The following is a 23,735-nucleotide window of genomic DNA, read 5'->3' on the forward strand; positions in this document are numbered from 1 at the left end:
TACGGGGTTTTCTGATGGAAGGTGGTGCTCGGGTCCATCACTCCGCGGGGCGGAGTGAGTTCAGCTCACTCGCCGCGGACCTTCTTGATGATCTCCTCGGCCACGTTCCGGGGAACCTCGGCGTAGGAGTCGAACTGCATGGTGTAGTTGGCACGACCCTGCGTCTTGGACCTCAGGTCGCCAACGTACCCGAACATCTCGGACAGCGGGACCACGGCCCGGACGATCTTGGCGCCGGCGATGTCCTCCATGGCCTGGATCTGGCCACGGCGGCTGTTGAGGTCGCCGATCACGTCGCCCATGTAGTCCTCGGGGGTACGGACCTCGACGGCCATCATCGGCTCGAGCAGGGCCGGGTCGGCCTTGCGGGCGGCCTCCTTGAAGGCCATCGAGCCGGCGATCTTGAACGCCATCTCCGAGGAGTCGACGTCGTGGTAGGCACCGTCGAGGAGGGTGGCCTTGACGCCGACGACCGGGTAGCCGGCCAGGATGCCCAGCTGCATGGCGTCCTGGATGCCCTGGTCGACCGAGGGGATGTACTCCTTCGGCACGCGACCACCGGTGACGACGTTCTCGAAGGTGTAGAGCTCGCCCTCAGCGGTGTCCATCGGCTCGATCGCGATCTGGATCTTCGCGAACTGGCCCGACCCACCCGTCTGCTTCTTGTGGGTGTAGTCGAACTTCTCCACCTTGCGGCGGATGGTCTCGCGGTAGGCGACCTGCGGGGCGCCCACGTTGGCCTCGACCTTGAACTCGCGCTTCATGCGGTCCACCAGGATGTCGAGGTGGAGCTCGCCCATGCCGCCGATGACGGTCTGGCCGGTCTCCTCGTCCAGGCGGACGGTGAAGGTCGGGTCCTCCTGCGCCAGCTTCTGGATCGCGGTGCCCAGCTTCTCCTGGTCGCCCTTGGTCTTCGGCTCGATCGCCACGTGGATGACCGGCTCCGGGAAGGTCATCGACTCCAGGATGATCTGGTCGTTCATGTCGCAGAGGGTGTCACCGGTGGTGGTGTCCTTCAGACCGATCACGGCGTAGATGTGGCCCGCCGTGACCTTCTCGACCGGGTTCTCCTTGTTGGCGTGCATCTGGAACAGCTTGCCCAGGCGCTCGCGACGACCCTTGGTGGCGTTCATCACGGGCTGGCCCGCGGCGATCTCGCCCGAGTAGACCCGGATGTAGGTCAGGGTGCCGAAGAACGGGTGCGTGGCGATCTTGAAAGCCAGCGCCGCGAACGGCTCGTCCGCGGACGGCTTGCGGGTGATCACCGTCTCCTCGTCGCCCGGCTTGTGACCCTCGGTCGGGGGCAGGTCGAGCGGGGAGGGCAGGTAGTCGACGACCGCGTCGAGCAGGGGCTGGACGCCCTTGTTCTTGAACGCCGTGCCGCAGAACACCGGGTTGACCTCGCCGGCCAGGGTGAGCGCACGCACGCCGGCGCGGATCTCGTCCTCGGTCAGCTCCTCGCCGCCCAGGTACTTCTCGAGCAGCTCCTCGTCGGCCTCGGCGACCTTCTCCACGAGGGCGTTGCGGTACTCCTCCGCCTTGTCCTGGAGGTCGGCCGGGATCTCCTCGATCTCGTAGGCCTCGCCCAGCGGGGTCTCCTTGGACCAGGTCAGCGCCTTCATGGTGACCAGGTCGATCACACCGACGAAGTCGGACTCGGCACCGATGGGCAGCTGCATGACCAGCGGCGTCGCGCCGAGGCGGTCGACCATGGTCTGCACCGAGAAGTAGAAGTCGGCGCCCATCTTGTCCATCTTGTTGATGAAGCACATGCGGGGCACGCCGTACTTGTCGGCCTGGCGCCAGACGGTCTCGGACTGGGGCTCGACACCCTCCTTGCCGTCGAACACCGCGACAGCGCCGTCGAGGACGCGCAGGTTGCGCTCCACCTCGACGGTGAAGTCCACGTGGCCGGGCGTGTCGATCAGGTTGATCTGGGTGCCCTTCCAGAAGCTGGTGACGGCCGCGGACGTGATCGTGATGCCGCGCTCCTTCTCCTGCTCCATCCAGTCGGTGGTCGACGCACCGTCGTGCGTCTCACCCATCTTGTGGTTGACACCCGTGTAGAACAGGATGCGCTCGGTGGTCGTCGTCTTGCCGGCATCGATGTGCGCCATGATGCCGATGTTGCGGACCTTCCTCAGGTCCGTCAGGACGTCCTGTGCCACGGTCTCTCTCTCTGCTTCGTCGTTGTCGCTGTCAGGTCTGACATGCGCCGGCGGGGGCCGCCCGGGCCGCTCCTGCGGTGCTCGCGCACCGTGGGCGTCCCGGGCAGCCCCGGTCTCACCAGCGGTAGTGGGCGAACGCCTTGTTGGCGTCGGCCATCTTGTGGGTGTCCTCGCGACGCTTCACCGCGGCGCCCAGGCCGTTGCTGGCGTCGAGGATCTCGTTCATGAGGCGCTCGGTCATCGTCTTCTCGCGACGCTGACGGGAGTAGCCGACCAGCCAGCGCAGGGCCAGCGTGGTGGACCGGTTGGGCTTGACCTCGACCGGGACCTGGTAGGTCGCACCACCGACGCGGCGGGACTTCACCTCGAGGGCGGGCTTGACGTTGTCGAGCGCACGCTTGAGGGTCTGCACGGGGTCGGTGCCGGTCTTGGCGCGGACGCCCTCGAGCGCGCCGTAGACGATGCGCTCGGCGGTGGACTTCTTGCCGTCCATCAGGATCTTGTTGACGAGCTGGGTGACCAGGGTGGAGCCGTAGACCGGGTCCTGGATCAGCGGGCGCTTGGGAGCGGGGCCCTTACGAGGCATTACTTCTTCTCCTTCTTGGCGCCGTAGCGGGAGCGGGACTGGTTGCGACCCTTGACGCCCTGGGTGTCCAGGGACCCGCGGATGATCTTGTAGCGGACACCGGGAAGGTCCTTCACACGGCCGCCGCGCACGAGCACGATCGAGTGCTCCTGCAGGTTGTGGCCGACGCCCGGGATGTAGGCCGTGACCTCGACGCCGCTGGTGAGGCGCACACGGGCGACCTTGCGGAGGGCGGAGTTCGGCTTCTTCGGGGTCGTCGTGTAGACGCGGGTGCAGACGCCGCGGCGCTGCGGGTTGCCCTTGAGGGCCGGGGAGTTGGTCTTCTTGACCTTGTCCTGCCGGCCCTTACGGACGAGCTGGTTGATCGTGGGCACTGATGCTCTTCTCAGTCGATGTGGTCAGGCGGTCCCCCGGCTCTCGCCGGTCTTCCGCTCCTTGGCTTACGCGCGCCCTCCCGCAGGGCGGTCGGACACGCTGCTCTCCCCTGCACTTCCCGCCGGTCCTCCGTGGTGCATGATGGCGACGTCGGGGGGACCGGGCGGACTGCCCGGCGAGAGGTGGGGTCGCGCACGGCGAGCCGTCCGCGAGCATGCGGGACCTAGCCCACACACGGCTCTCCAGACTACCGGCAGGCGGCGCATCCGGCCAAATCCGCCCGGGGAGGGCGCTCGCCCCTCCCCCGCGGCCCGTCCGCGGTCGCACCCCGGCCTCCTCGGGCAGGCGCTTCTCCTGCCTCGTCCCCCGCCGACGCCGAGGGGCGGGTATGCCGTGCGCACGGCATACCCGCCCCTGGCGGTGCGTCGGACGGCCGGGTCAGGACCCGGCAGCCCGACGGTGTCAGTAGCGCTCGTCCATCGGGAGGTCGTCGAGGCGGACCGCCTCGCCGGAACCCTGGCCGAACGCACCCGCGTAGTCGAAGTCGTCGTAGACGGGCACGGCGTAGGCCTCGGCCTTGGCCTCCTCGGTCGGCTCGACCGTGAGGTTGCGGTAACGGGGCAGGCCCGTACCGGCCGGGATCAGCTTGCCCAGGATGACGTTCTCCTTCAGGCCCAGCAGCGGGTCGCTCTTGGCCTCCATCGCGGCCTCGGTGAGGACGCGGGTGGTCTCCTGGAAGGAGGCCGCGGAGAGCCACGAGTCGGTCGCGAGCGAGGCCTTGGTGATGCCCATGAGCTCGGGACGGCCGGAGGCCGGACGCCCGCCCTCGGACACCACGCGACGGTTCTCGGTCTCGAAACGGCCCCGCTCCACGAGCGTGCCCGGGAGCAGGTCGGCGTCGCCGGCCTCGATGATCGTGATCCGGCGCAGCATCTGCCGCACGATGACCTCGATGTGCTTGTCGTGGATCGACACACCCTGCTGGCGGTAGACCGCCTGGACCTCGTCCACGAGGTGCTGCTGCGTGGCGCGGGGGCCCAGGATGCGGAGGACCTGCTTGGGGTCGATCGCACCGGAGACCAGCTGGGTGCCGACCTCGACGTGCTGGCCGTCCTGGACCAGCAGGCGCGAACGCTTGCTGACCGGGTAGGCGTGCTCGTCGGAGCCGTCGTCCGGCGTGAGCAGGATGCGACGGGCCTTGTCGGTGTCCTCGATCTCGATGCGGCCGCTGGCCTCGGCGATCGGGGCGACCGCCTTCGGGGTGCGGGCCTCGAAGAGCTCGACGACACGCGGCAGACCCTGCGTGATGTCGTCACCGGCCACACCACCGGTGTGGAAGGTCCGCATCGTCAGCTGGGTGCCGGGCTCACCGATCGACTGGGCCGCGATGATGCCGACGGCCTCGCCGATGTCGACGAGCTTACCGGTGGCCAGCGAGCGGCCGTAGCACTTGGCGCACGTGCCGACCAGCGACTCGCAGGTCAGGACCGAGCGGACCTTGACGTTCTCCACGCCGGCCTCGACGAGACGGGCGATGACCACGTCGCCGAGGTCGATGCCGGCCTCCGCCAGCACCTCGCCGTCGGCGGACACGACGTCCTCGACGAGGGTGCGGGCGTAGACGGAGGTCTCGACGTCGTCGTGCTGGCGCAGCGCACCGCTCTCGAGGCGCACCGCGATCGGCATGACGAAGCCACGGTCGGTGCCGCAGTCGTCCTCGCGGATGATGACGTCCTGGGAGACGTCGACCAGACGACGGGTCAGGTAGCCCGAGTCGGCGGTCCGCAGCGCGGTGTCCGCCAGACCCTTGCGAGCACCGTGCGTCGAGATGAAGAACTCCAGGACCGACAGGCCCTCGCGGAAGTTCGACTTGATCGGACGCGGGATGATCTCGCCCTTCGGGTTGGCCATCAGGCCACGCATACCGGCGATCTGACGCAGCTGGAACCAGTTACCACGCGCACCCGAGGTGACCATCCGGTAGATGGTGTTGTCCTTGGGCATCGTGGTCTCGAGCTCCTTGGCGACCTCGTTGGTCGCCTGGGTCCAGATCTCGACGAGCTCCTGGCGGCGCTCGTCGTCGGTGATCAGACCACGCTCGTACTGCAGCTGGACCTTGCTCGCCTTGGACTCGTAGCCGGCGAGGATCTCCGTCTTGCGGGCCGGGGTCTGCACGTCCGAGACCGCCACCGTGGTGCCCGAGCGGGTCGCCCAGTGGTAGCCGATGTCCTTGAGCGCGTCGAGGCTCGCGGCGACCTGCACCTTAGTGTAGCGCTCGGCCAGGTCGTTGACGATGCCCGAGAGGCGCTTCTTCTCCACCACGTCGTTGACGTAGGGGTAGTTCACCGGCAGCGCGTCGTTGAAGATCGCGCGGCCCAGCGTGGTGTCCAGCTCGAAGCGGTCGGCGACGCCCTGCTCGTCCACCACGACCTCCTCCGGCAGCTCGTGGCCGAGCGGCGGGGCGGTGTTGGTCAGGCGGAGGCGGATCGGGGTGCCGAGCGCGATCTGGCCGGCGTCGAAGGCCATGCGGGCCTCGGCGACGGTGCTGAACGAGCGCAGGTGCTGGTTGCCGTCCTCGTCCACGAGCACGTCCGCGGTGCCCTTGCCGAAGGGCGACTCGGAGGTCAGGTGGAACAGGCCGATGACCATGTCCTGGGTCGGCATGGTGACGGGGCGACCGTCGGCCGGCTTCAGGATGTTGTTGCTCGAGAGCATGAGGATCCGGGCCTCGGCCTGGGCCTCGGCGGACAGCGGCAGGTGGACCGCCATCTGGTCACCGTCGAAGTCGGCGTTGAAGGCGGTGCAGACCAGCGGGTGGATCTGGATCGCCTTGCCCTCGACCAGCTGCGGCTCGAACGCCTGGATGCCCAGACGGTGCAGCGTGGGCGCGCGGTTGAGCAGCACGGGGTGGTCGGTGATGACCTCCTCGAGCACGTCCCACACGACCGAACGGCCGCGCTCGACCATGCGCTTGGCCGACTTGATGTTCTGGGCGTGGTCGAGGTCGACCAGGCGCTTCATCACGAACGGCTTGAAGAGCTCCAGCGCCATCTGCTTGGGCAGGCCGCACTGGTGCAGCTTGAGCTGCGGGCCGACGACGATGACCGAACGGCCGGAGTAGTCGACGCGCTTGCCCAGCAGGTTCTGGCGGAAGCGGCCCTGCTTGCCCTTGAGCATGTCGGACAGCGACTTCAGCGGGCGGTTGCCCGGGCCGGTGACGGCGCGACCGCGGCGGCCGTTGTCGAACAGCGAGTCGACGGCCTCCTGCAGCATCCGCTTCTCGTTGTTGACGATGATCTCGGGCGCGCCGAGGTCGAGCAGTCGCTTGAGGCGGTTGTTGCGGTTGATGACGCGGCGGTAGAGGTCGTTGAGGTCGGAGGTCGCGAAACGACCACCGTCCAGCTGGACCATCGGACGCAGGTCCGGCGGGATGACCGGGACCGCGTCCAGCACCATGCCGGCGGGCTCGTTCTTGGTCGTCAGGAAGCTGGTGACGACCTTGAGACGCTTGATGGCGCGGGTCTTGCGCTGGCCCTTGCCGGTGGCGATGATCTCGCGCAGCGACTCGGCCTCGGCCTCGAGGTCGAAGGTCTGGAGGCGCTTCTGCAGCGCCGCCGCACCCATGCCGCCCTCGAAGTACATGCCGAAGCGGTCCCGCATCTCGCGGTAGAGCACCTCGTCGCCCTCGAGGTCCTGGACCTTGAGGTTCTTGAAGCGGTCCCAGACCTGCTCGAGGCGCTCGATCTGCTGGTCGGCGCGACGGCGGATCTGGTTCATCTCCCGCTCGGCGCCGTCCTTGACCTTGCGCTTGGCGTCGGCCTTGGCACCCTCGGCCTCGAGCTCGGCCAGGTCGGCCTCGAGCTTCTTGGCGCGCTCCTCGATGTCGGCGTCGCGCCGGTTCTCGAGGTGCTTCTTCTCGGTCTGGATCTGCGCCTCGAGCGTGGGCAGGTCGGCGTGACGCTGCTCCTCGTCGACGTGCGTGATCATGTAGGCCGCGAAGTAGATGACCTTCTCGAGGTCCTTCGGGGCCAGGTCGAGCAGGTAGCCCAGGCGCGACGGGACGCCCTTGAAGTACCAGATGTGGGTGACGGGCGCGGCGAGCTCGATGTGGCCCATGCGCTCGCGGCGCACGCCCGCACGGGTCACCTCGACGCCGCAGCGCTCGCAGATGATGCCCTTGAAGCGGACGCGCTTGTACTTGCCGCAGTAGCACTCCCAGTCACGGGTGGGGCCGAAGATCTTCTCGCAGAAGAGCCCGTCCTTCTCCGGCTTCAGGGTGCGGTAGTTGATGGTCTCGGGCTTCTTGACCTCGCCGTGGCTCCAGGCGCGGATGTCCTCCGCCGTGGCCAGGCCGATACGCAGCTCGTCAAAGAAGTTGACGTCGAGCACGTGGATCCTTCTCTCGTGATCGTTAAGCAGTTAAGGAGTCTTGGTATGACGTGGGCTGGGTCGTGGGGCCGGCCGGCGGCCGGGCGGGAACGCCCTGGACGGGCCGGCCCCACGTCATACCGAACTACACCTCTTCGACAGAGCTGGGCTCGCGGCGGGACAGGTCGATGCCCAGCTCCTCCGCGGCCCGGAACACCTCGGTGTCGGACTCTCGCAGGTCGATCTGAGTGCCGTCGGAGGAGAGGACCTCGACGTTCAGGCAGAGCGACTGCATCTCCTTGATGAGCACCTTGAACGACTCGGGAATGCCCGGCTCGGGCACGTTGTCGCCCTTGACGATGGACTCGTAGACCTTGACGCGACCGGTCACGTCGTCGGACTTGATCGTCAGCAGCTCCTGCAGCGCGTAGGCGGCGCCGTAGGCCTCGAGCGCCCAGACCTCCATCTCGCCGAAGCGCTGGCCACCGAACTGCGCCTTACCACCGAGCGGCTGCTGGGTGATCATCGAGTAGGGGCCGGTGCTGCGGGCGTGGATCTTGTCGTCCACGAGGTGGTGCAGCTTGAGGATGTACATGTAGCCGACCGAGATCTCGTCCGGGAACGGCTCGCCGGAGCGACCGTCGAACAGCTTGGCCTTGCCGGAGTGGTCGATCAGGCGCTGGCCGTCGCGGGTCGGGAGGGTCGAGTCGAGCAGACCCGAGATCTCCTGCTCGCGCGCACCGTCGAACACCGGGCTGGCGACGCGGGTGCCGGGAGTCGCCTCGCGGGCGTCGGCCGGGATGAGCTCGGCCCACTCCGGGTCGCCGTCGATCTTCCAGCCGCGGGAGGCGGCCCAGCCGAGGTGCAGCTCGAGGATCTGGCCGATGTTCATACGACCGGGGACACCCAGCGGGTTGAGGATGACGTCCACCGGGGTGCCGTCCTCGAGGAACGGCATGTCCTCGACGGGCAGGATCCGGGAGATGACGCCCTTGTTTCCGTGACGGCCCGCGAGCTTGTCACCGTCGGTGATCTTGCGCTTGTTGGCCACGTAGACGCGGACCAGCTGGTTGACGCCCGGGGGCAGCTCGTCGCCGTCCTCGCGGTCGAAGACCTTGACGCCGATGACCGTGCCGGTCTCGCCGTGCGGGACCTTCATCGAGGTGTCGCGGACCTCACGGGCCTTCTCGCCGAAGATGGCGCGCAGCAGGCGCTCCTCCGGGGTCAGCTCGGTCTCGCCCTTGGGCGTGACCTTGCCGACGAGCAGGTCGCCGTCGCGGACCTCGGCACCGATGCGGATGATGCCGCGCTCGTCGAGGTCGGCCAGCACCTCCTCGGAGACGTTCGGGATGTCCCGCGTGATCTCCTCGGGGCCCAGCTTGGTGTCGCGGGCGTCGATCTCGTGCTCCTCGATGTGGATCGAGGACAGGACGTCGTCCTGCACGATCCGCTGGGAGAGGATGATCGCGTCCTCGTAGTTGTAGCCCTCCCACGGCATGAACGCCACGAGCAGGTTGCGACCCAGCGCCATCTCGCCACCGTCGGTCGCAGGACCGTCGGCGATGAGCTGACCCTCCTCGACGCGCTGACCGGCGTCGACCCGGACCTGCTGGTTGTAGCAGTTGCCCTGGTTGGAGCGGGTGAACTTGTTGATCTTGTAGGAGATGTAGGTGCCGTCGTCGTTGGCGACGGTGACCAGGTCGGCCGACACCTCCTGGACGACGCCCGCCTTGGCGGCACGCACGACGTCACCGGAGTCCAGGGCGGCGCGGTACTCCATACCGGTGCCGACCAGCGGGGCCTCGGCGCGCACCAGCGGCACGGCCTGACGCTGCATGTTGGCGCCCATGAGGGCACGGTTGGCGTCGTCGTGCTCGAGGAAGGGGATCATGGCGGTCGCCGCGGACACCATCTGGCGCGCGGAGACGTCCATGTAGTCGACCTCCTCGGCGGGCACGTCGACGGCCTCGCCGTCACGCGCACGCACCAGGATGCGCTCGTCGAGGAAGGTGCCGTCCTCGGCGAGGTTCGCGTTGGCCTGGGCGATGACGAAGCGGTCCTCCTCGTCGGCGGACAGGTAGTCGACCTCGTCGGTCACCTTGCCGTCGACGACCCGGCGGTAGGGGGTCTCGACGAAGCCGAACGGGTTGATGCGGCCGTAGGAGGCCAGCGAGCCGATCAGACCGATGTTCGGGCCCTCGGGGGTCTCGATCGGGCACATGCGGCCGTAGTGCGACGGGTGGACGTCACGGACCTCCATGCCGGCGCGGTCACGGGACAGACCACCCGGGCCCAGCGCGGACAGACGACGCTTGTGCGTCAGCCCGGAGAGCGGGTTGTTCTGGTCCATGAACTGCGACAGCTGGCTGGTGCCGAAGAACTCCTTGATGGAGGCGACGACCGGCCGGATGTTGATCAGCGTCTGCGGCGTGATGGCCTCGACGTCCTGCGTGGTCATGCGCTCGCGGACGACGCGCTCCATCCGGGACAGGCCGGTGCGGACCTGGTTCTGGATGAGCTCGCCGACGCTGCGCAGACGACGGTTGCCGAAGTGGTCGATGTCGTCGACCTCGACGAGGGTGTCGCCGGCGGGCATCGCGAGGGTGTCCTGGCCGGCGTGCAGCGCGACGAGGTACTTGATGGTCGCGACGACGTCGTCGATGCCGAGGACGGAGTCCTCGAGCGGCGCCTGCAGCCCCAGCTTCTTGTTGATCTTGTAGCGACCGACCTTGGCCAGGTCGTAGCGCTTGGGGTTGAAGTAGAGGTTGTCGAGCAGGTTCTGCGCGGCCTCCTTGGTCGGCGGCTCGCCCGGGCGCAGCTTGCGGTAGATGTCCAGCAGGGCCTCGTCCTGGCCGGCGGTGTGGTCCTTCTCCAGGGTCGCCCGGATGGACTCGTAGTCGCCGAACTCCTCGAGGATCTGCGCCTCGGTCCAGCCCAGCGCCTTGAGCAGCACGGTGACGCTCTGCTTGCGCTTGCGGTCCACGCGGACGCCGACCTGGTCGCGCTTGTCGATCTCGAACTCCAGCCACGCGCCGCGGCTGGGGATGATCTTGGCGGAGAAGATGTCCTTGTCCGAGGTCTTGTCGAGCGAGCGCTCGAAGTAGACGCCCGGGGAGCGGACCAGCTGGGAGACGACGACACGCTCGGTGCCGTTGACGATGAAGGTGCCGCGCGGCGTCATGAGCGGGAAGTCGCCCATGAAGACGGTCTGGCTCTTGATCTCACCGGTGGAGTTGTTGATGAACTCCGCGGTCACGAAGAGGGGCGCGGAGTAGGTCATGTCCTTCTCCTGGCACTCCTCGATGGAGTACTTCTGCTCCTCGAACCGGTGGTCGCGGAAGCTCAGCGACATGGAGCCGGAGAAGTCCTCGATCGGGGAGATCTCCTCGAAGATCTCCTCCAGACCGGAGGTGGTGGGGATGTCGTTGCGACCCTCGGCCTTGGCCGCGGCGACGCGCGCCTGCCAGGCCTCGTTGCCGAGGAGCCAGTCGAAGCTCTCGGTCTGGAGGGCCAGGAGGTCGGGCACCTCGAGAGGCTCCCTGATCTTTGCAAAGCTCAGACGGCCGGAAGCCGTTCGAGCGGTGGACACAGTCTTCTTCGCAGTGCGCGAGGCAGCCAAGGATTGGTCCTTCCACGGGCCTGTTGGGCGGCTAGTTCGGGCGGCCACCAGCGCCTGCCTCGGGGGCGCGGAAGAGTTGACGGGGGGTCACGTCGGTCCGGCGAGGGTGACGTGCGCGTCAACGTTCAGCGATGAGCGGGAGCAGGTGCAGGGCAGCGCAAAGCGACAGCATACACATCTCGTCTTCCCAAGTCCAGTCCTGGACCAGGGCTCACATCGTGCCCGACCGGCTCCTCCCGGGCCTCAGGCCCGGGGTGCAGCGTCCGACCGGCGGACGGACCATTCCGTCCGCATGTACTGTGCGCCTTTCCGGCGTCCGCGTCAAGCGGACCTGCGGCGACCGACCCGCATCGCGGCTGCCTGCTGCACCCTGCCGGCGGTCGTCCGGAGGGCCCGGCACGGCGCACACGATACCTGCTGGGCGGGCGTGCTCGTCGCTCCTCGCCGCCGTGTCGGGGGTCCGCTTCCCCGCGCCCGGCGCGGCGCGGACGGGGCCGGGCAGACGTGCCGGGAGGGCAGGCGCGGCGTGCCCGGGGAAACAGCAGCGGGCGGGGCCGCGACCAGCGAATGCTGGTGCGACCCCGCCCGCGGCGGGGTGGAGCGCCCGGGCCGTGCGAGCACGGCCCGGGACGGGCTCACTTGAGGGTGACGGTCGCGCCGGCGCCCTCGAGCTGCTCCTTGGCCTTGTTGGCCGTGTCCTTGTCGACCTTCTCGAGGACGGGCTTGGGGGCGCCGTCGACGAGGTCCTTGGCCTCCTTGAGGCCGAGGGAGGTCAGCGCGCGGACCTCCTTGATGACCTGGATCTTCTTGTCACCAGCGGACTCGAGGACGACGTCGAACTCGTCCTGCTCCTCGGCCGCGTCGGCACCGGCGTCGCCGCCGGCAGCGCCGGGGGCGGCGGCCGCGACGGCGACCGGGGCGGCGGCGGTGACCTCGAAGGTCTCCTCGAAGGCCTTGACGAACTCGGACAGCTCGATCAGGGTCATCTCCTTGAACTGGTCAAGGAGCTCCTCGGTGCTCAGCTTCGCCATGATGGCGTCCTTTCTACTTCGTGCCGTGAGTGGCGGGTCGGGGTTGTGCTGCTGGCCGATGGGCGCCGGGTGGCACCCGGTCGGTCAGCTGTCGTCGCCACCCTCGGCGGCGTCAGTGGTGGCGTCGGCTGCAGCCTCGGCCGGTGCGGCGTCGGCGGAAGCCTCGGCCACGGGGGCGGAACCGCCCTGCTCCTCCACCTTGGCGCGCAGCGCATCCACCACACGGGCGGTCTGCGACAGCGGCGCGGCGAAGAGGTAGACGGCCTTGCTCAGGTTCGCCTTCATGGCGCCGGCGAGCTTGGCCAGCAGGACCTCGCGGGACTCGAGGTCCGCGAGCTTGGTGATCTCCTCGGGGCTCAACGGCTTGCCGTCGAGAACACCCGCCTTGATGACCAGGGCCGGGTTGGCCTTGGCGAAGTCACGCAGGCCCTTGGCCGCCTCGACCGGGTCACCGGTGACGAAGGCGATGGCCGTGGGACCCGTCAGGTGCTCGTCGAGGCCCTCGATACCGGCCTCGGCAGCTGCCCGCTTGGTCAGCGTGTTCTTCACCACGGCGTAGGTGGCGTGCTCGCGCATGGAGCCGCGCAGCTGGGTGAGCTGGCTCACCGTCAGGCCGCGGTACTCCGTCAGCACGGCCGCGCCGGAGCTACGGAACTTCTCCGTCAGCTCGGCAATGGCTGCAGCCTTCTCGGGCGTCGCCATAGTGGCCTCCTTCGTCACGTGGTGCCGGCTACCCCCGGGCCCCGACACGACAAGAGCCCCGGCGCAGGCGCGCGGGGCTCGTAGGTCTGGACGCCTCCGGATCGCTCCGGATGCATGCAGCAGCTCGCATCTCACCTGCGCTGGTCGCCCCGTCGTGGGAACCTTCGGCCGACGCTTCCTGCTGCTCTCGCACCAGGGCACGCCGACAACCGGCGGTCATGGGTATGCAGCAAGGCTACGGCATACCCCCGCACCGGCCAAATCGTCGGCGGCGAGGGGCCGCCCCTCTGCCGGGCGCCCAGGACACGACACGCGATATGCACCATCTGGCCGCCCGGACCAGACAAGGTTATGCCGTCCGCGCATGGTCACCTCTCCCTCAGGCAACGTCCTGCTGCACGAGCAACATCGCGGACCATGCACGAGCGGCACAACCTTGTCCTGCGCAGGCAGGCGGGCTCAGGCCGGGCGACGGCGCCGGCTCACGGCCCGATCGAGCGCCTCGAGCACCCGCTGGCGCACGTGCTGCGGTCGCTCGAGATCGGCCCAGACGAGCCGGACGAACTCGTAGCCCAGCGCCCGGATCCGGTCCTCGCGCTGCTTCTCGGCGACGAGGTCGCGCCGGTCGTCGTACTTCAGCTGGCCGTCGAACTCCAGGAGCACCGCGTGCCCGACCAGCTTGAGGTCGGCGACGCCGACGAGCTGACCGCTCTCGTCACGGACCTCGTGCTGCAGCTCCCACGGGCCGAGGCCGAGCAGGTGCAGGAGCCAGCGGCTGCGGCTCTCGCCCACCGACTCGCTGCGGCCGTCGGCGAGCTCGACGACCTGGCGCGTCGCCCGCGACCGCCCCACGAGCCGGGCCTCCAGGACCCGCGCCACCTCGGCCAGCGCTGCGTCGTGCTCGGTCGTGCCGCCGGTCTGCCGGTCGCGTTCACGCGCGTCGTGGAGCACGCCGTCGAGCGCGACGAGGCCGGGCTCCGGCCCGTCGGTGGCCGCGACCTGCAGCGCGGCGAGCACCGGCGTGACAACCCGGAGCCCGTCCACGACCGTGGTCCACTCCGGATCGACCGGGCGGTGGACCCACACGGTGCCGTCACGCCTGCCGCGGGCCCCGTCCGTGCGGCACAGGTGGACGACGTCGGCCTCTCCGTAGGTGGGCAGCCCGTGCACGGTCAGGGCGCTGGCATGGCTGAGGGCATGGACGCTCCCGCCCTCGTCCTCGTCACCCGGGGCACCGCCTCTCGCCAGGCTGTGCCCGACCGCCCGGGTGATCAGGGCCCGCCGCTCCCACGGCGCGACCCGGGAGAGGGAGGCCGCGAGCACGACGGCGTCGCGGCGCACCCGCACCAGCTCGCCGCGGCGCACGGCGTCGGCCACGGCGTGACGCGACATACCGGCCCGCTCCAGCTCCCGGGTGCTCGAGACGCCGCCCTGCGCCTCCAGCAGTCGCGCGATGCCATGGTCCACCCGCAGCAGTGTGCCGCCGTGACTCGTCGCGCGGGCCGAGTTGTCCACAGGCCGGGCGCTCTCGGACAGGATTGCGCCGCCCGGGCGACGTGATCTCCCGGCCGGACAAGGTTGTGCCGGTCATCCGAGTTCGTCGACGTCGCCCGACCGGCACAACCTTGTCTCGGTTGAGGGCGCGAGGCCGGGGCGTTGCGGGAGCACCCCCCAACAGCCGAACGCCCCCGACGACCAGGTCGTCGGGGGCGTTCGGCGGGGTCAGGCGGAGATCACTCCGCGGCGGCCTCGGTGAGGCTGCTCACGCGGGACGGGTCCAGCGGGATGCCGGGGCCCATCGAGGTGGCCATGGTGGCCTTGGTGACGTAGCGACCCTTGGAGGCCGACGGCTTCAGACGCAGGACCTCGTCGATGGCAGCACCGTAGTTCTGCACCAGCGCGGCCTCGTCGAAGGAGGCCTTGCCGATGATGAAGTGCAGGTTGCTGTGCTTGTCGACGCGGAACTCGATCTTGCCGCCCTTGATGTCGGACACGGCCTTGGCGGTGTCCATCGTGACGGTGCCGGTCTTCGGGTTCGGCATGAGACCACGGGGGCCCAGGACCTTGCCGAGGCGGCCGACCTTGCCCATGAGGTCCGGGGTGGCGACGACGGCGTCGAAGTCGGTCCAGCCGCCACCGATCTTCTCGATCAGGTCGTCGGAGCCGACCCAGTCGGCGCCGGCCTCGCGGGCGGCCTCGGCCTTGTCACCGTTGGCCAGCACGACTACCCGGGCCGTCTTGCCGGTGCCGTTGGGCAGGTTGACGGTGCCGCGGACCAGCTGGTCGGCCTTGCGCGGGTCGACGCCCAGGCGCAGGGCCACTTCGATGGTGGCGTCGAACTTGGTGGTGGCCGTCTCCTTGGCGAGGCGGATGGCCTCGACCGGGGTGTAGAGCTTGCCGTCCTCGATCTTCTCGGCGGCGGCGCGGTAGGCCTTGCTGCGCTTCATGTGCACTCCTTGGTAGGTGGTGGAGCTGTGGTCGGACGGGCCAGCGCAGGCCCTGCCACAGGTGGGTCCGCCCCGGGGAGGGGCCGGTCCCGGACCGGAGGATGCCGCCCGCCCGGAGGCGGGCGGCATACCCGGTGATCGTGCTAGGACGTCACTCGACGGTGATGCCCATGGAACGCGCGGTGCCGGCGATGATGCGCTTGGCCATCTCGACGTCGTTGGCGTTCAGGTCCTGCATCTTCATCTCGGCGATCTCGGTGAGCTGCGCGTCGGTCAGCTTGGCGACCTTCGTCTTGTGCGGCTCGCCGGAACCCTTGGCGACGCCGGCAGCCTTCTTGATGAGCTCGGCGGCCGGCGGGGTCTTGGTGATGAAGGTGAACGAGCGGTCCTCGTAGACCGTGATCTCGACCGGGATGACGTTGCCACGCTGGGACTCCGTCGCGGCGTTGTACGCCTTGACGAACTCCATGATGTTGACGCCGTGCTGACCCAGCGCGGGGCCGACGGGCGGGGCGGGCGTGGCCGCACCGGCCTGGATCTGCAGCTTGATGAAGCCGGAGACCTTCTTCTTGGGGGGCATGATGCCTCTTCCTGTTGTCGTGGGCCGACGCCGTGGGCGATGACCCGGTTGCAGTCCCGGGGACGACCGTCCTCGGGGGGTATGGAGTGCCGGCGGGGTGCGGGGCCCCGCGGCGGCTCAGATCTTGGCGACCTGGTTGAACGACAGCTCGACGGGGGTCTCGCGGCCGAAGATGGAGACCAGGACCTTGAGCTTGTGGCTCTCGGGGATGATCTCGGAGATCGTGGCGGGCAGGGTCTCGAACGGACCCTCCATGACGGTGACCGACTCGCCGACCTCGAACTCGACCTCGGGCTGCGCAGCAGCGGCCTGGCCCTCGCCGCCGGCGGCGCGGGCGGCCGTGGTGGCGGCAGGGGTGTCGAAGCTCGGGGCGAGCATGCTGACGACCTCGTCGATCGACAGCGGCACGGGCTGGTGGGCGTTGCCGACGAAGCCGGTCACGCCGGGCGTGTGGCGCACGGCGCCCCACGACTCGTCGGTGAGCTCCATGCGGACGAGCACGTATCCAGGCATCCGGACCCGACGGACCAGCTTGCGCTGGCCGTTCTTGATCTCGGTGACCTCCTCCATGGGGACCTCCACCTCGAAGATGTAGTCCTCCATGTTCAGGCTCTGGATACGGGTCTCCAGGTTGTGCTTGACCCGGTTCTCGTAGCCCGCGTAGGAGTGGATGACGTACCAGTCGCCGTACTTCCCGCGCAGGACCTCCTTGAACTCCTCCAGGGGGTCGGTCGCGGGCGCGTCGGCCTCGTCGGCGGTCTCCTCGTCGGTGTCGGGCTCGGTCACCGCGGCGTCGACCGCGGTGTCGTCCGTCTGCTCGACGTCGTCCTGGTGCTGGGCCGACTCGTCGACGGAGGTGTCGGCGGCGTCCTGGCGCTCGTCGAACTCATGGGTCTGGTCGGACATGCCCTACTTCCCTGATGGTCTGCGTCGGTGCCTCGCGCACCGTGGTGTGTCGGTGGGTGATCAGTTCCCGAAGACGAGACCCATCAACCACTTGAAGATCTGGTCGAGACCGAAGATGAAGCCCATGATGGCGCACACGAAGACGAAGACGACCACCGTGTAGGTGATCAGCTCCTGGCGCGTGGGCTGGACAACCTTGCGGAGCTCGGCCAGGACCTGCTCGACGAAGTTCGCCGGACGGGGCGGCAGCCCGGAACCGGGCTGGCTGCGGGCGACACCCTCGGTGTCGTGGGCCGGATTCGCCACGGTTGGCCTCCTCGAGCGGGTTGAAATGGTCACGACCGTGCCGGATGGCGTCGTGGTCGTATCGCGCAGGGCATGAGGGACTCGAACCCCCAACCGCCGGTTTTGGAGACCGGTGCTCTACCAATTGAGCTAATGCCCTTCACCAGGTGGTCACGCGCCGGACTGCGTTGGGGGCAGGCTGGCGCACGGTGCGAACACCCGAGGAGGGAGTCTACGTGAGCCCGGACCCAGGTGCAAAGATGGGCCGCGTGACCGACCAGACCCGCTCCCGCATCTCCCGTCGCATCGGCTCGATCGCCGAGTCCGCCACCCTCGCCGTGGACGCCAAGGCCAAGGCGCTCAAGGCCGAGGGACGGCCGGTCATCGGCTTCGGCGCCGGCGAGCCCGACTTCCCCACCCCCGACTACATCGTCGAGGCCGCGGTCGAGGCGGCGCGCCAGCCCGCCAACCACCGCTACTCCCCCGCCGGCGGCCTGCCCGACCTCAAGGCCGCCATCGCCGCCAAGACGCTCCGCGACTCCGGGTATGCCGTGGAGCCGGCCCAGGTGCTCGTCACCAACGGCGGCAAGCAGGCGGTCTACAACACCTTCGCGACGCTGCTCGACCCGGGCGACGAGGTCATCCTCCCGACGCCCTACTGGACGACCTACCCCGAGGCGATCCGCCTGGCCGGCGGCGAGCCGGTCGAGGTCTTCGCCGGGGCGGACGCCGGCTACCTCGTGACCGTGGAGCAGCTCGAGGCCGCCCGCACGGACCGCACCAAGGTGCTCCTCTTCTGCTCCCCGTCCAACCCGACCGGTGCGGTCTACCCGCCCGAGCAGGTCGAGGCGATCGGCCGCTGGGCCGTCGAGCACGGCATCTGGGTCGTCACCGACGAGATCTACGAGCACCTCCTCTACGACGGCGCGCAGGCGCCCTCCATGCCGGTCCTCGTGCCCGAGCTGGCCGACACCTGCGTCGTGCTCAACGGCGTCGCCAAGACCTACGCGATGACCGGCTGGCGCGTGGGCTGGATGATCGGCCCCAAGGACGTCGTCAAGGCCGCCACCAACCTGCAGAGCCACGCCACGTCCAACGTCGCCAACGTCTCCCAGCGGGCTGCCGTCGCGGCGCTGCAGGGCTCCCTGGACGCCGTCGACGAGATGCGCGCCGCCTTCGACCGTCGCCGCCGCACCATGGTCGAGATGCTGGACGCGATCGAGGGCGTGACCTGCCCGGTGCCGCAGGGCGCCTTCTACGCCTACCCCTCGGTCGAGGGCCTGCTGGGCAAGGAGATCCGGGGCCGCCGCCCGCAGACCTCCGCCGAGCTCGCGGCGCTCATCCTCGACGAGGTCGAGGTCGCCGTGGTCCCGGGCGAGGCCTTCGGTCCCAGCGGCTACCTGCGCCTGTCCTACGCCCTCGGCGACGAGGACCTGAAGGAGGGCGTGGGCCGCATCCAGGCCCTCCTCGGCGAGGCTCGCTGACCCGGCCTACCCCGGCACACGACGAAGCCCCCGGCGGGAAACCGCCGGGGGCTTCGTGCACGGTGCAGGACGCTCAGTCGGTGCCGAACTCCATGGCGGCACGGTCCAGCGCCTCCTGCTCCTCGTCGGTCGGGCCCACGCCCCCGGCGATCGAGTCGGCGCCGCCGGCCTCCAGGTGGCCCACCAGCTTGGTGGTGGCCATGCCCAGGGCGGAGACCGCCCCGGAGTCGCCGTTGCCCAGCAGGCCCATGGAGACGTACTGCTCCAGGCGGGCGCGCGAGTCGGCGATGTCGAGGTTGCGCATGGTCAGCTGGCCGATGCGGTCGGTCGGGCCGAAGGCGGCGTTGGCGACGCGCTCCATCGACAACTTGTCCGGGTGGTAGGAGAAGTGATCACCCGTGGTGTCGACGATCGAGTAGTCCTCGCCGCGGCGCAGCCGCAGGGTCACCGAGCCGGTGACGGCCGAGGCCACCCAGCGCTGCAGCGACTCGCGGATCATCAGCGCCTGCGGGTCGAGCCAGCGGCCCTCGTACATGAGCCGGCCCAGGCGGCGGCCCTGCTGGTGGTAGGCCGCGATGGTGTCCTCGTTGTGGATCGCGTTGACGAGCCGCTCGTAGACGATGTGCAGCAGCGCCATGCCCGGCGCCTCGTAGATGCCGCGCGACTTGGCCTCGATGATGCGGTTCTCGATCTGGTCGGCCATGCCGAGGCCGTGCCGGCCGCCGATCTCGTTGGCCTTCATGACCAGCGCGACCGGGTCGCCGGCGAAGTCGTCGCCGTCGATGGCGACCGGCCGGCCGTCGCGGAAGGTGATCGTGACGTCCTCGGTGGGGATCTCCACCTCGGGGTCCCAGAAGCGCACGCCCATGATCGGCTCGACGATCTCGATGCCGGTGTCGAGGTGCTCGAGGCGCTTGGCCTCGTGGGTGGCACCCCAGATGTTCGCGTCGGTGGAGTAGGCCTTCTCCTTGCTGGCGCGGTAGGGCAGGTCGCGCTCGGTGAGCCACTGGCTCATCTCGTCACGGCCGCCGAGCTCGTCGACGAAGGCCTCGTCCAGCCACGGCTTGTAGATGCGCAGCTGGGGGTTGGCGAGCAGGCCGTAGCGGTAGAACCGCTCGATGTCGTTGCCCTTGTAGGTCGAGCCGTCGCCCCAGATGTGGACGTCGTCGGCCTTCATCGCCTGGATGAGCATCGTGCCGGTGACGGCGCGGCCCAGCGGCGTGGTGTTGAAGTAGGTGCGGCCGCCGGAGCGGATGTGGAAGGCGCCGCAGGCGAGAGCGACCAGGCCCTCCTCCACCAGCGCGGGGCGGCAGTCGACCAGGCGGGCCAGCTCGGCGCCGTACTCCTGCGCGCGGCCCGGGACGCCGTCGATGTCGGGCTCGTCGTACTGGCCGATGTGTGCCGTGTAGGTGCAGGGCACGGCGCCCTTCTCTCGCATCCAGGCGACCGCCACGGAGGTGTCGAGACCGCCGGAGAAGGCGATCCCGACGCGTTCGCCGACAGGGATGCTCGTCAAGACCTTGGACATGTCTCCCAGTGTATGCGCTCTCGCGCATAGATATGCAATCCGCAGGTCAGCGCAGGTATGCCGTGCCTCGTGACGGGCGGCGTCCGCTCACTCGTCGCCCTTGAGCTGGAACCGGGCGAGGCGCCAGCCGGCCATGCCGATCCCGCCGACGAGGACCACGACCGCCGCGACGAGGGCGTAGGTCAGGCCGAGGTCCGACACCGGCAGGTCGATGTCCGCGACCGCCTCGGTGATGCGCTGGGTGAACGACTGCACCGAGACGTGGCGCAGACCGGTGAGCAGCGACCCCAGCGCCCGCTCCAGGACGAGGGCGTAGATCAGGCCCGCGATCATCCCGTGGCGGGTCGCCGCGGACATCGCGGTGAACAGCGCGGTGTAGAGCAGCGCCCCGACGGCCCCGCCCACGGCGGAGCCGAGCACCCACCGGTTGCTCACGCCCCCGGCCAGCGCCGCACCGGCGAGCCCGCCGGCGCTGAGGACGACGGAGACCCCGGCCGCGGTGGCCCACTTCGAGGCGGCCATGGTCGTGCGCCGGACCGGGGTGGCCAGCAGGTAGACGACCGAGCCGTCGTCGATCTCGGGCCCGAGGACACCGTTGGCGGCCAGCAGCGACACGAGGGGCACGACGACCGCGAGCCCGACCTCGACGAGGACGAGCCGGGCGCTGATCGGCTCCTGCGTGAGCATCCGCACGAGCGTGGCGAGCAGCACCAGGAGGACGGGCAGGGCGACGAGTACGAGCCCGCGACGCTGTCCGACGAGGGCCTGGAGGGCGAGGCGGCTGACGGTGAGGTTCATGACTGCACCAGGTAGGTGAAGACCGACTCGAGCGACTCGTCGGTGGGGGTGAGCTCGCGGACGGTGATGCCCTCGCTGCGGGCGAGCGCGGGGAGCGCGCGGGCGAAGGCCCCCATGTCGGTGACCTCGACGTGCAGCTCGGTCGCGCCGGTCGGCGCCTCGAGGCCGACGCCCCGGACGCCGGGGTGGGCCATGAGCGCGGCCGCGAGCCGTCGGTCGTCGCTGCTGCGCACGGTGTAGCGGGTGGGCCGGTCGGTCATGAGCCGGCGGATGGCGCCGAAGTCGCCGCTGGCGGCGTGCCGGCCGGAGACGACCACCTCGACGTGGCGGGCGATGTGCTCGACCTCCTCGAGGATGTGGCTGGAGAAGAGGACGGTCCGCCCGGCCTCCCCCATGCGGGTCAGCAGCTCCATGAGGTGCATCCGCTGCCGCGGGTCGACGCCGTTGAACGGCTCGTCGAGCAGGAGCACCTCGGGCTCGTGGACGAGGGCGCTGGCCAGCTTGGCGCGCTGCCGCATCCCCTTGGAGTAGGTGCTGATCGCCCGGTCGGCGGCGTCGACGAGGTCGACCTCCTCCAGCGCGCGCCGGGTCGCGGTGCGCGGGTCCCGGAGGCGGTGCAGCTCGGCGCTGGCCTGCACCAGTTGCCGCCCAGTGAGGTAGGAGAAGCTCACCTCCCGCTCCGGCACGAGGCCGAGCCGGGAGTAGACCGAGGGGTTGCGCCAGACCGGCTGGCCGTCGAGGGTGACGGCGCCCGCGGACGGGGCCAGGAAGCCCGACATCAGCGCGATGAGCGTGGACTTGCCGGCGCCGTTGGGGCCGAGCAGGCCGGTGACGCCGGGGCCGATGGTCATCGAGACGTCGTTGACGGCCACGACGTTGCCGTACCAGCGGCTCACGTCGTCGAGCACGAGGTCGGTCATCGCGCCCCCTTCCCGCGGTAGCGACGGACGAGGAAGGTCAGCCCGAGGGCCACGGCCGCGAGCGCGACGAGGACCATCAGTGCGGCGGTGAGCCGGTCGTCCGGCGGGGCCTCGAAGGAGCTGGTCGCACCGCCGAGGCCGGTCTGGACGGCGTCGACGAGGACGAAGGGCGAGAGCAGCCCGAGCCAGGTCGCGGCGGTGTCGGCCCCCTGCTCGCGGCCCACCTCCTGGAGCACTGCGGTCACGCCGAGGCCGAAGAGCAGCACGACGATCGAGCCGCCGATGGCGAGGCCGCGCCGGTTGGTCAGGCAGGAGACGACCGCCCCCACGGTGGCCAGCAGGACGGCCAGGAGCACGGCGCCGGCCATGCCGACCAGCCAGCGGGGCGTCTCCTCGGAGGCCTTGGCCCCGGCCGCGAGACCGCCGACGTACATGATGACCAGCGGGGTGACGACGAACGCCAGGATGGCGAGCACCAGCGAGGCCCACCTGACCAGCGCGAACGCCGTCGGCCCGAGCGGTCGGGCCAGGTAGAGGCTGATCACGCCGGAGCGCAGGTCGCGGGTGAAGAGCACCGGCGACTGGGCGGCGACGAAGAGGATGACGAAGAGCGAGGTCATCTGCTGGTAGCCGGCGTAGTTGAGCAGCTCGGAGTCGAGCCCCAGGAAGCTGATGATGCCCACGAGCACGATCGCCGGCACGAGGGCCATGACGAGCAGGGCGAACGGCAGCACCTTGGCCCGGCCCGACCGGCCGAAGCCGAAGGTGGACAGGGCGCCGTGGCGCAGCAGGGAGAGGATGATCCCCCGCCTGCCGACCCGGGGGCCGCGGTAGGGGCGGTAGCCGAGGTCGTGGATCACGCCGGCGCCCTGGTCGGCGGTCATCGGGCACCTCCGTCGCGGAAGACGTCCTCGAGCCGGCCGGTCTGCGGCTGGACGCGCACCAGGCCCACCCCGAGGTCGGCCGCGGTGTCGCGGACGAGGTCGCGCAGGGCGTCACGCGCCGCGGCGGCCCCCTCGGGTCGGACGTCGGGCGGGTCGACCTCGATCAGACCGCCCCGGGGGCGGCAGGTGACACCGCGGGCGGCGAGCGCCTGTCCCATCCGGGTCTGGGCGTCGGTGCCGTCGGCGTCTGGGTCGCCGAGGACCTCGACCAGGACGACCCCCGTGTCACCGAGGAAGGCCGAGGTGGCCTCGGACCGGAGCAGCCGGCCGGAGTCGAGGACGACGACGTGGTCGCTGATGCGCTCCAGCTCGCCGAGCAGGTGGCTCGTGACGAGCACCGGGATGCCGAAGTCGTGCCCGATGCGTCGCACCAGGGCCAGCATGTCGTCGCGGGCCGCCGGGTCGAGGCCGTTGGTGGGCTCGTCGAGCATCACCAGCCGCGGGTCGTGGACGAGGGCCTGGGCGAGCTTGGCGCGCTGCTTCATACCCGTGGAGTAGCCGCCCATGAGCCGGTAGCGCTCCTCGGCCAGCCCCACGTGGCGCAGCACGTCCGCCGCGCGCTCCCGGGCGGCCGCGGCGGGCAGGCCGGAGACCTGACCCATGTGCACGACGAAGTCGATGGCCCGCATGTCGGGCGGCAGGCAGTCGTGCTCGGGCATGTAGCCGACCACGGTCCGGATGGCCTCGCCCTCGGTGCGGATGTCGTGGTCGAGCACGCGGGCCTCCCCCGACGTCGGGGGCAGCAGCCCGAGGAGGATCTTGATGAGCGTCGACTTGCCGGCGCCGTTGGCGCCGACCAGCCCGGTGACACCGGTGCCGACGTCCACCGTGAGGTCGTCGAGGGCCGCGACCGCTCCGGTGCCGTACCGCTTCGTGAGGGAGCGGGTCTCGAGAACGCCCATGGGCAGGACCCTAGCCACGGTCGCTGGGTGTCGTCTGGGGTGCTGGCCCCCGTGTCGGGAGGAGGCTCGCCGGAGGGTCGGGATATACATGG

Annotated in this window: 18 protein-coding genes and 1 tRNA gene; 1 reads left to right on the forward strand and 18 read right to left on the reverse strand. The window is 69.8% G+C overall.

The window, feature by feature from the left end:
* Positions 1–65: 65 nt before the first annotated feature.
* From fusA to FB476_RS12600, 13 genes are all read right to left on the reverse strand, one after another.
* Complete coding sequence (gene fusA, locus FB476_RS12540) at positions 66–2,168, reverse strand: elongation factor G (RefSeq protein ID WP_141819281.1); 2,103 nt, start codon at positions 2,166–2,168, stop codon at positions 66–68.
* A 115-nt stretch (positions 2,169–2,283) separates the two neighbouring features.
* Entirely contained in the window at positions 2,284–2,754 is a 471-nt protein-coding gene (gene rpsG / locus FB476_RS12545) for a 30S ribosomal protein S7 (RefSeq protein ID WP_141819283.1), read from the reverse strand.
* Positions 2,754–3,128 carry a 30S ribosomal protein S12 gene (rpsL, locus tag FB476_RS12550; protein ID WP_010148679.1) on the reverse strand — a complete coding sequence of 125 codons (375 nt, stop codon included), beginning with the start codon at positions 3,126–3,128 and terminating at the stop codon, positions 2,754–2,756. Before rpsL ends, rpsG begins: the two co-directional genes overlap by 1 nt.
* Before the next feature lie 463 nt (positions 3,129–3,591).
* Entirely contained in the window at positions 3,592–7,518 is a 3,927-nt protein-coding gene (locus FB476_RS12555) for a DNA-directed RNA polymerase subunit beta' (RefSeq protein ID WP_141819285.1), read from the reverse strand.
* 124 nt (positions 7,519–7,642) lie between these two features.
* Entirely contained in the window at positions 7,643–11,116 is a 3,474-nt protein-coding gene (rpoB, locus tag FB476_RS12560) for a DNA-directed RNA polymerase subunit beta (RefSeq protein ID WP_141819287.1), read from the reverse strand.
* Positions 11,117–11,751: 635 nt separating this feature from the next.
* Entirely contained in the window at positions 11,752–12,147 is a 396-nt protein-coding gene (rplL, locus tag FB476_RS12565) for a 50S ribosomal protein L7/L12 (protein WP_141819289.1), read from the reverse strand.
* 84 nt (positions 12,148–12,231) lie between these two features.
* Complete coding sequence (rplJ, locus tag FB476_RS12570) at positions 12,232–12,849, reverse strand: 50S ribosomal protein L10 (RefSeq protein WP_141819291.1); 618 nt, start codon at positions 12,847–12,849, stop codon at positions 12,232–12,234.
* Positions 12,850–13,308: 459 nt separating this feature from the next.
* Complete coding sequence (locus FB476_RS12575) at positions 13,309–14,316, reverse strand: type IV toxin-antitoxin system AbiEi family antitoxin domain-containing protein (RefSeq protein WP_141819293.1); 1,008 nt, start codon at positions 14,314–14,316, stop codon at positions 13,309–13,311.
* Positions 14,317–14,582: 266 nt separating this feature from the next.
* The gene (gene rplA / locus FB476_RS12580; protein ID WP_141819295.1) at positions 14,583–15,296 is read right to left on the reverse strand and encodes a 50S ribosomal protein L1; all 714 of its coding nucleotides are present in this window, start codon (positions 15,294–15,296) and stop codon (positions 14,583–14,585) included.
* Positions 15,297–15,447: 151 nt separating this feature from the next.
* Positions 15,448–15,876 carry a 50S ribosomal protein L11 gene (gene rplK, locus FB476_RS12585; RefSeq protein WP_141819297.1) on the reverse strand — a complete coding sequence of 143 codons (429 nt, stop codon included), beginning with the start codon at positions 15,874–15,876 and terminating at the stop codon, positions 15,448–15,450.
* 117 nt (positions 15,877–15,993) lie between these two features.
* Entirely contained in the window at positions 15,994–16,782 is a 789-nt protein-coding gene (gene nusG / locus FB476_RS12590) for a transcription termination/antitermination protein NusG (protein ID WP_141819299.1), read from the reverse strand.
* A gap of 60 nt (positions 16,783–16,842) precedes the next feature.
* Positions 16,843–17,088, reverse strand: coding sequence for a preprotein translocase subunit SecE (gene secE, locus FB476_RS12595; protein ID WP_141819301.1), 246 nt, complete (start codon positions 17,086–17,088; stop codon positions 16,843–16,845).
* A 66-nt stretch (positions 17,089–17,154) separates the two neighbouring features.
* Positions 17,155–17,227: transfer RNA gene (locus FB476_RS12600), tRNA-Trp, on the reverse strand.
* A 100-nt stretch (positions 17,228–17,327) separates the two neighbouring features.
* Between FB476_RS12600 and FB476_RS12605 the strand changes: the two genes are divergently transcribed.
* Entirely contained in the window at positions 17,328–18,551 is a 1,224-nt protein-coding gene (locus FB476_RS12605; protein ID WP_141820281.1) for a pyridoxal phosphate-dependent aminotransferase, read from the forward strand.
* A gap of 73 nt (positions 18,552–18,624) precedes the next feature.
* On the opposite strand, the gene argG is transcribed toward FB476_RS12605, so the two are convergent.
* The 5 genes from argG to FB476_RS12630 form a co-directional block, all read right to left on the reverse strand.
* Positions 18,625–20,079 carry an argininosuccinate synthase gene (gene argG / locus FB476_RS12610; RefSeq protein ID WP_141819303.1) on the reverse strand — a complete coding sequence of 485 codons (1,455 nt, stop codon included), beginning with the start codon at positions 20,077–20,079 and terminating at the stop codon, positions 18,625–18,627.
* 87 nt (positions 20,080–20,166) lie between these two features.
* Positions 20,167–20,877 (reverse strand): ABC transporter permease, encoded by a 711-nt coding sequence (locus tag FB476_RS12615; RefSeq protein ID WP_141819305.1) that lies wholly within the window; start codon positions 20,875–20,877, stop codon positions 20,167–20,169.
* Positions 20,874–21,797, reverse strand: coding sequence for an ABC transporter ATP-binding protein (locus FB476_RS12620; protein WP_141819307.1), 924 nt, complete (start codon positions 21,795–21,797; stop codon positions 20,874–20,876). Before FB476_RS12620 ends, FB476_RS12615 begins: the two co-directional genes overlap by 4 nt.
* Positions 21,794–22,681: a hypothetical protein gene (locus tag FB476_RS12625; protein ID WP_141819309.1), complete on the reverse strand. Its 888-nt coding sequence runs from the start codon at positions 22,679–22,681 to the stop codon at positions 21,794–21,796. Before FB476_RS12625 ends, FB476_RS12620 begins: the two co-directional genes overlap by 4 nt.
* Positions 22,678–23,733: an ABC transporter ATP-binding protein gene (locus FB476_RS12630; RefSeq protein ID WP_420359362.1), complete on the reverse strand. Its 1,056-nt coding sequence runs from the start codon at positions 23,731–23,733 to the stop codon at positions 22,678–22,680. The genes FB476_RS12625 and FB476_RS12630 overlap by 4 nt, the downstream gene beginning before the upstream one ends.
* Positions 23,734–23,735: the final 2 nt, after the last annotated feature.

Origin of the sequence: Ornithinimicrobium humiphilum (genome assembly GCF_006716885.1) — a bacterium.
GTDB classification, from domain to species: Bacteria; Actinomycetota; Actinomycetes; order Actinomycetales; family Dermatophilaceae; genus Ornithinicoccus; species Ornithinicoccus humiphilus.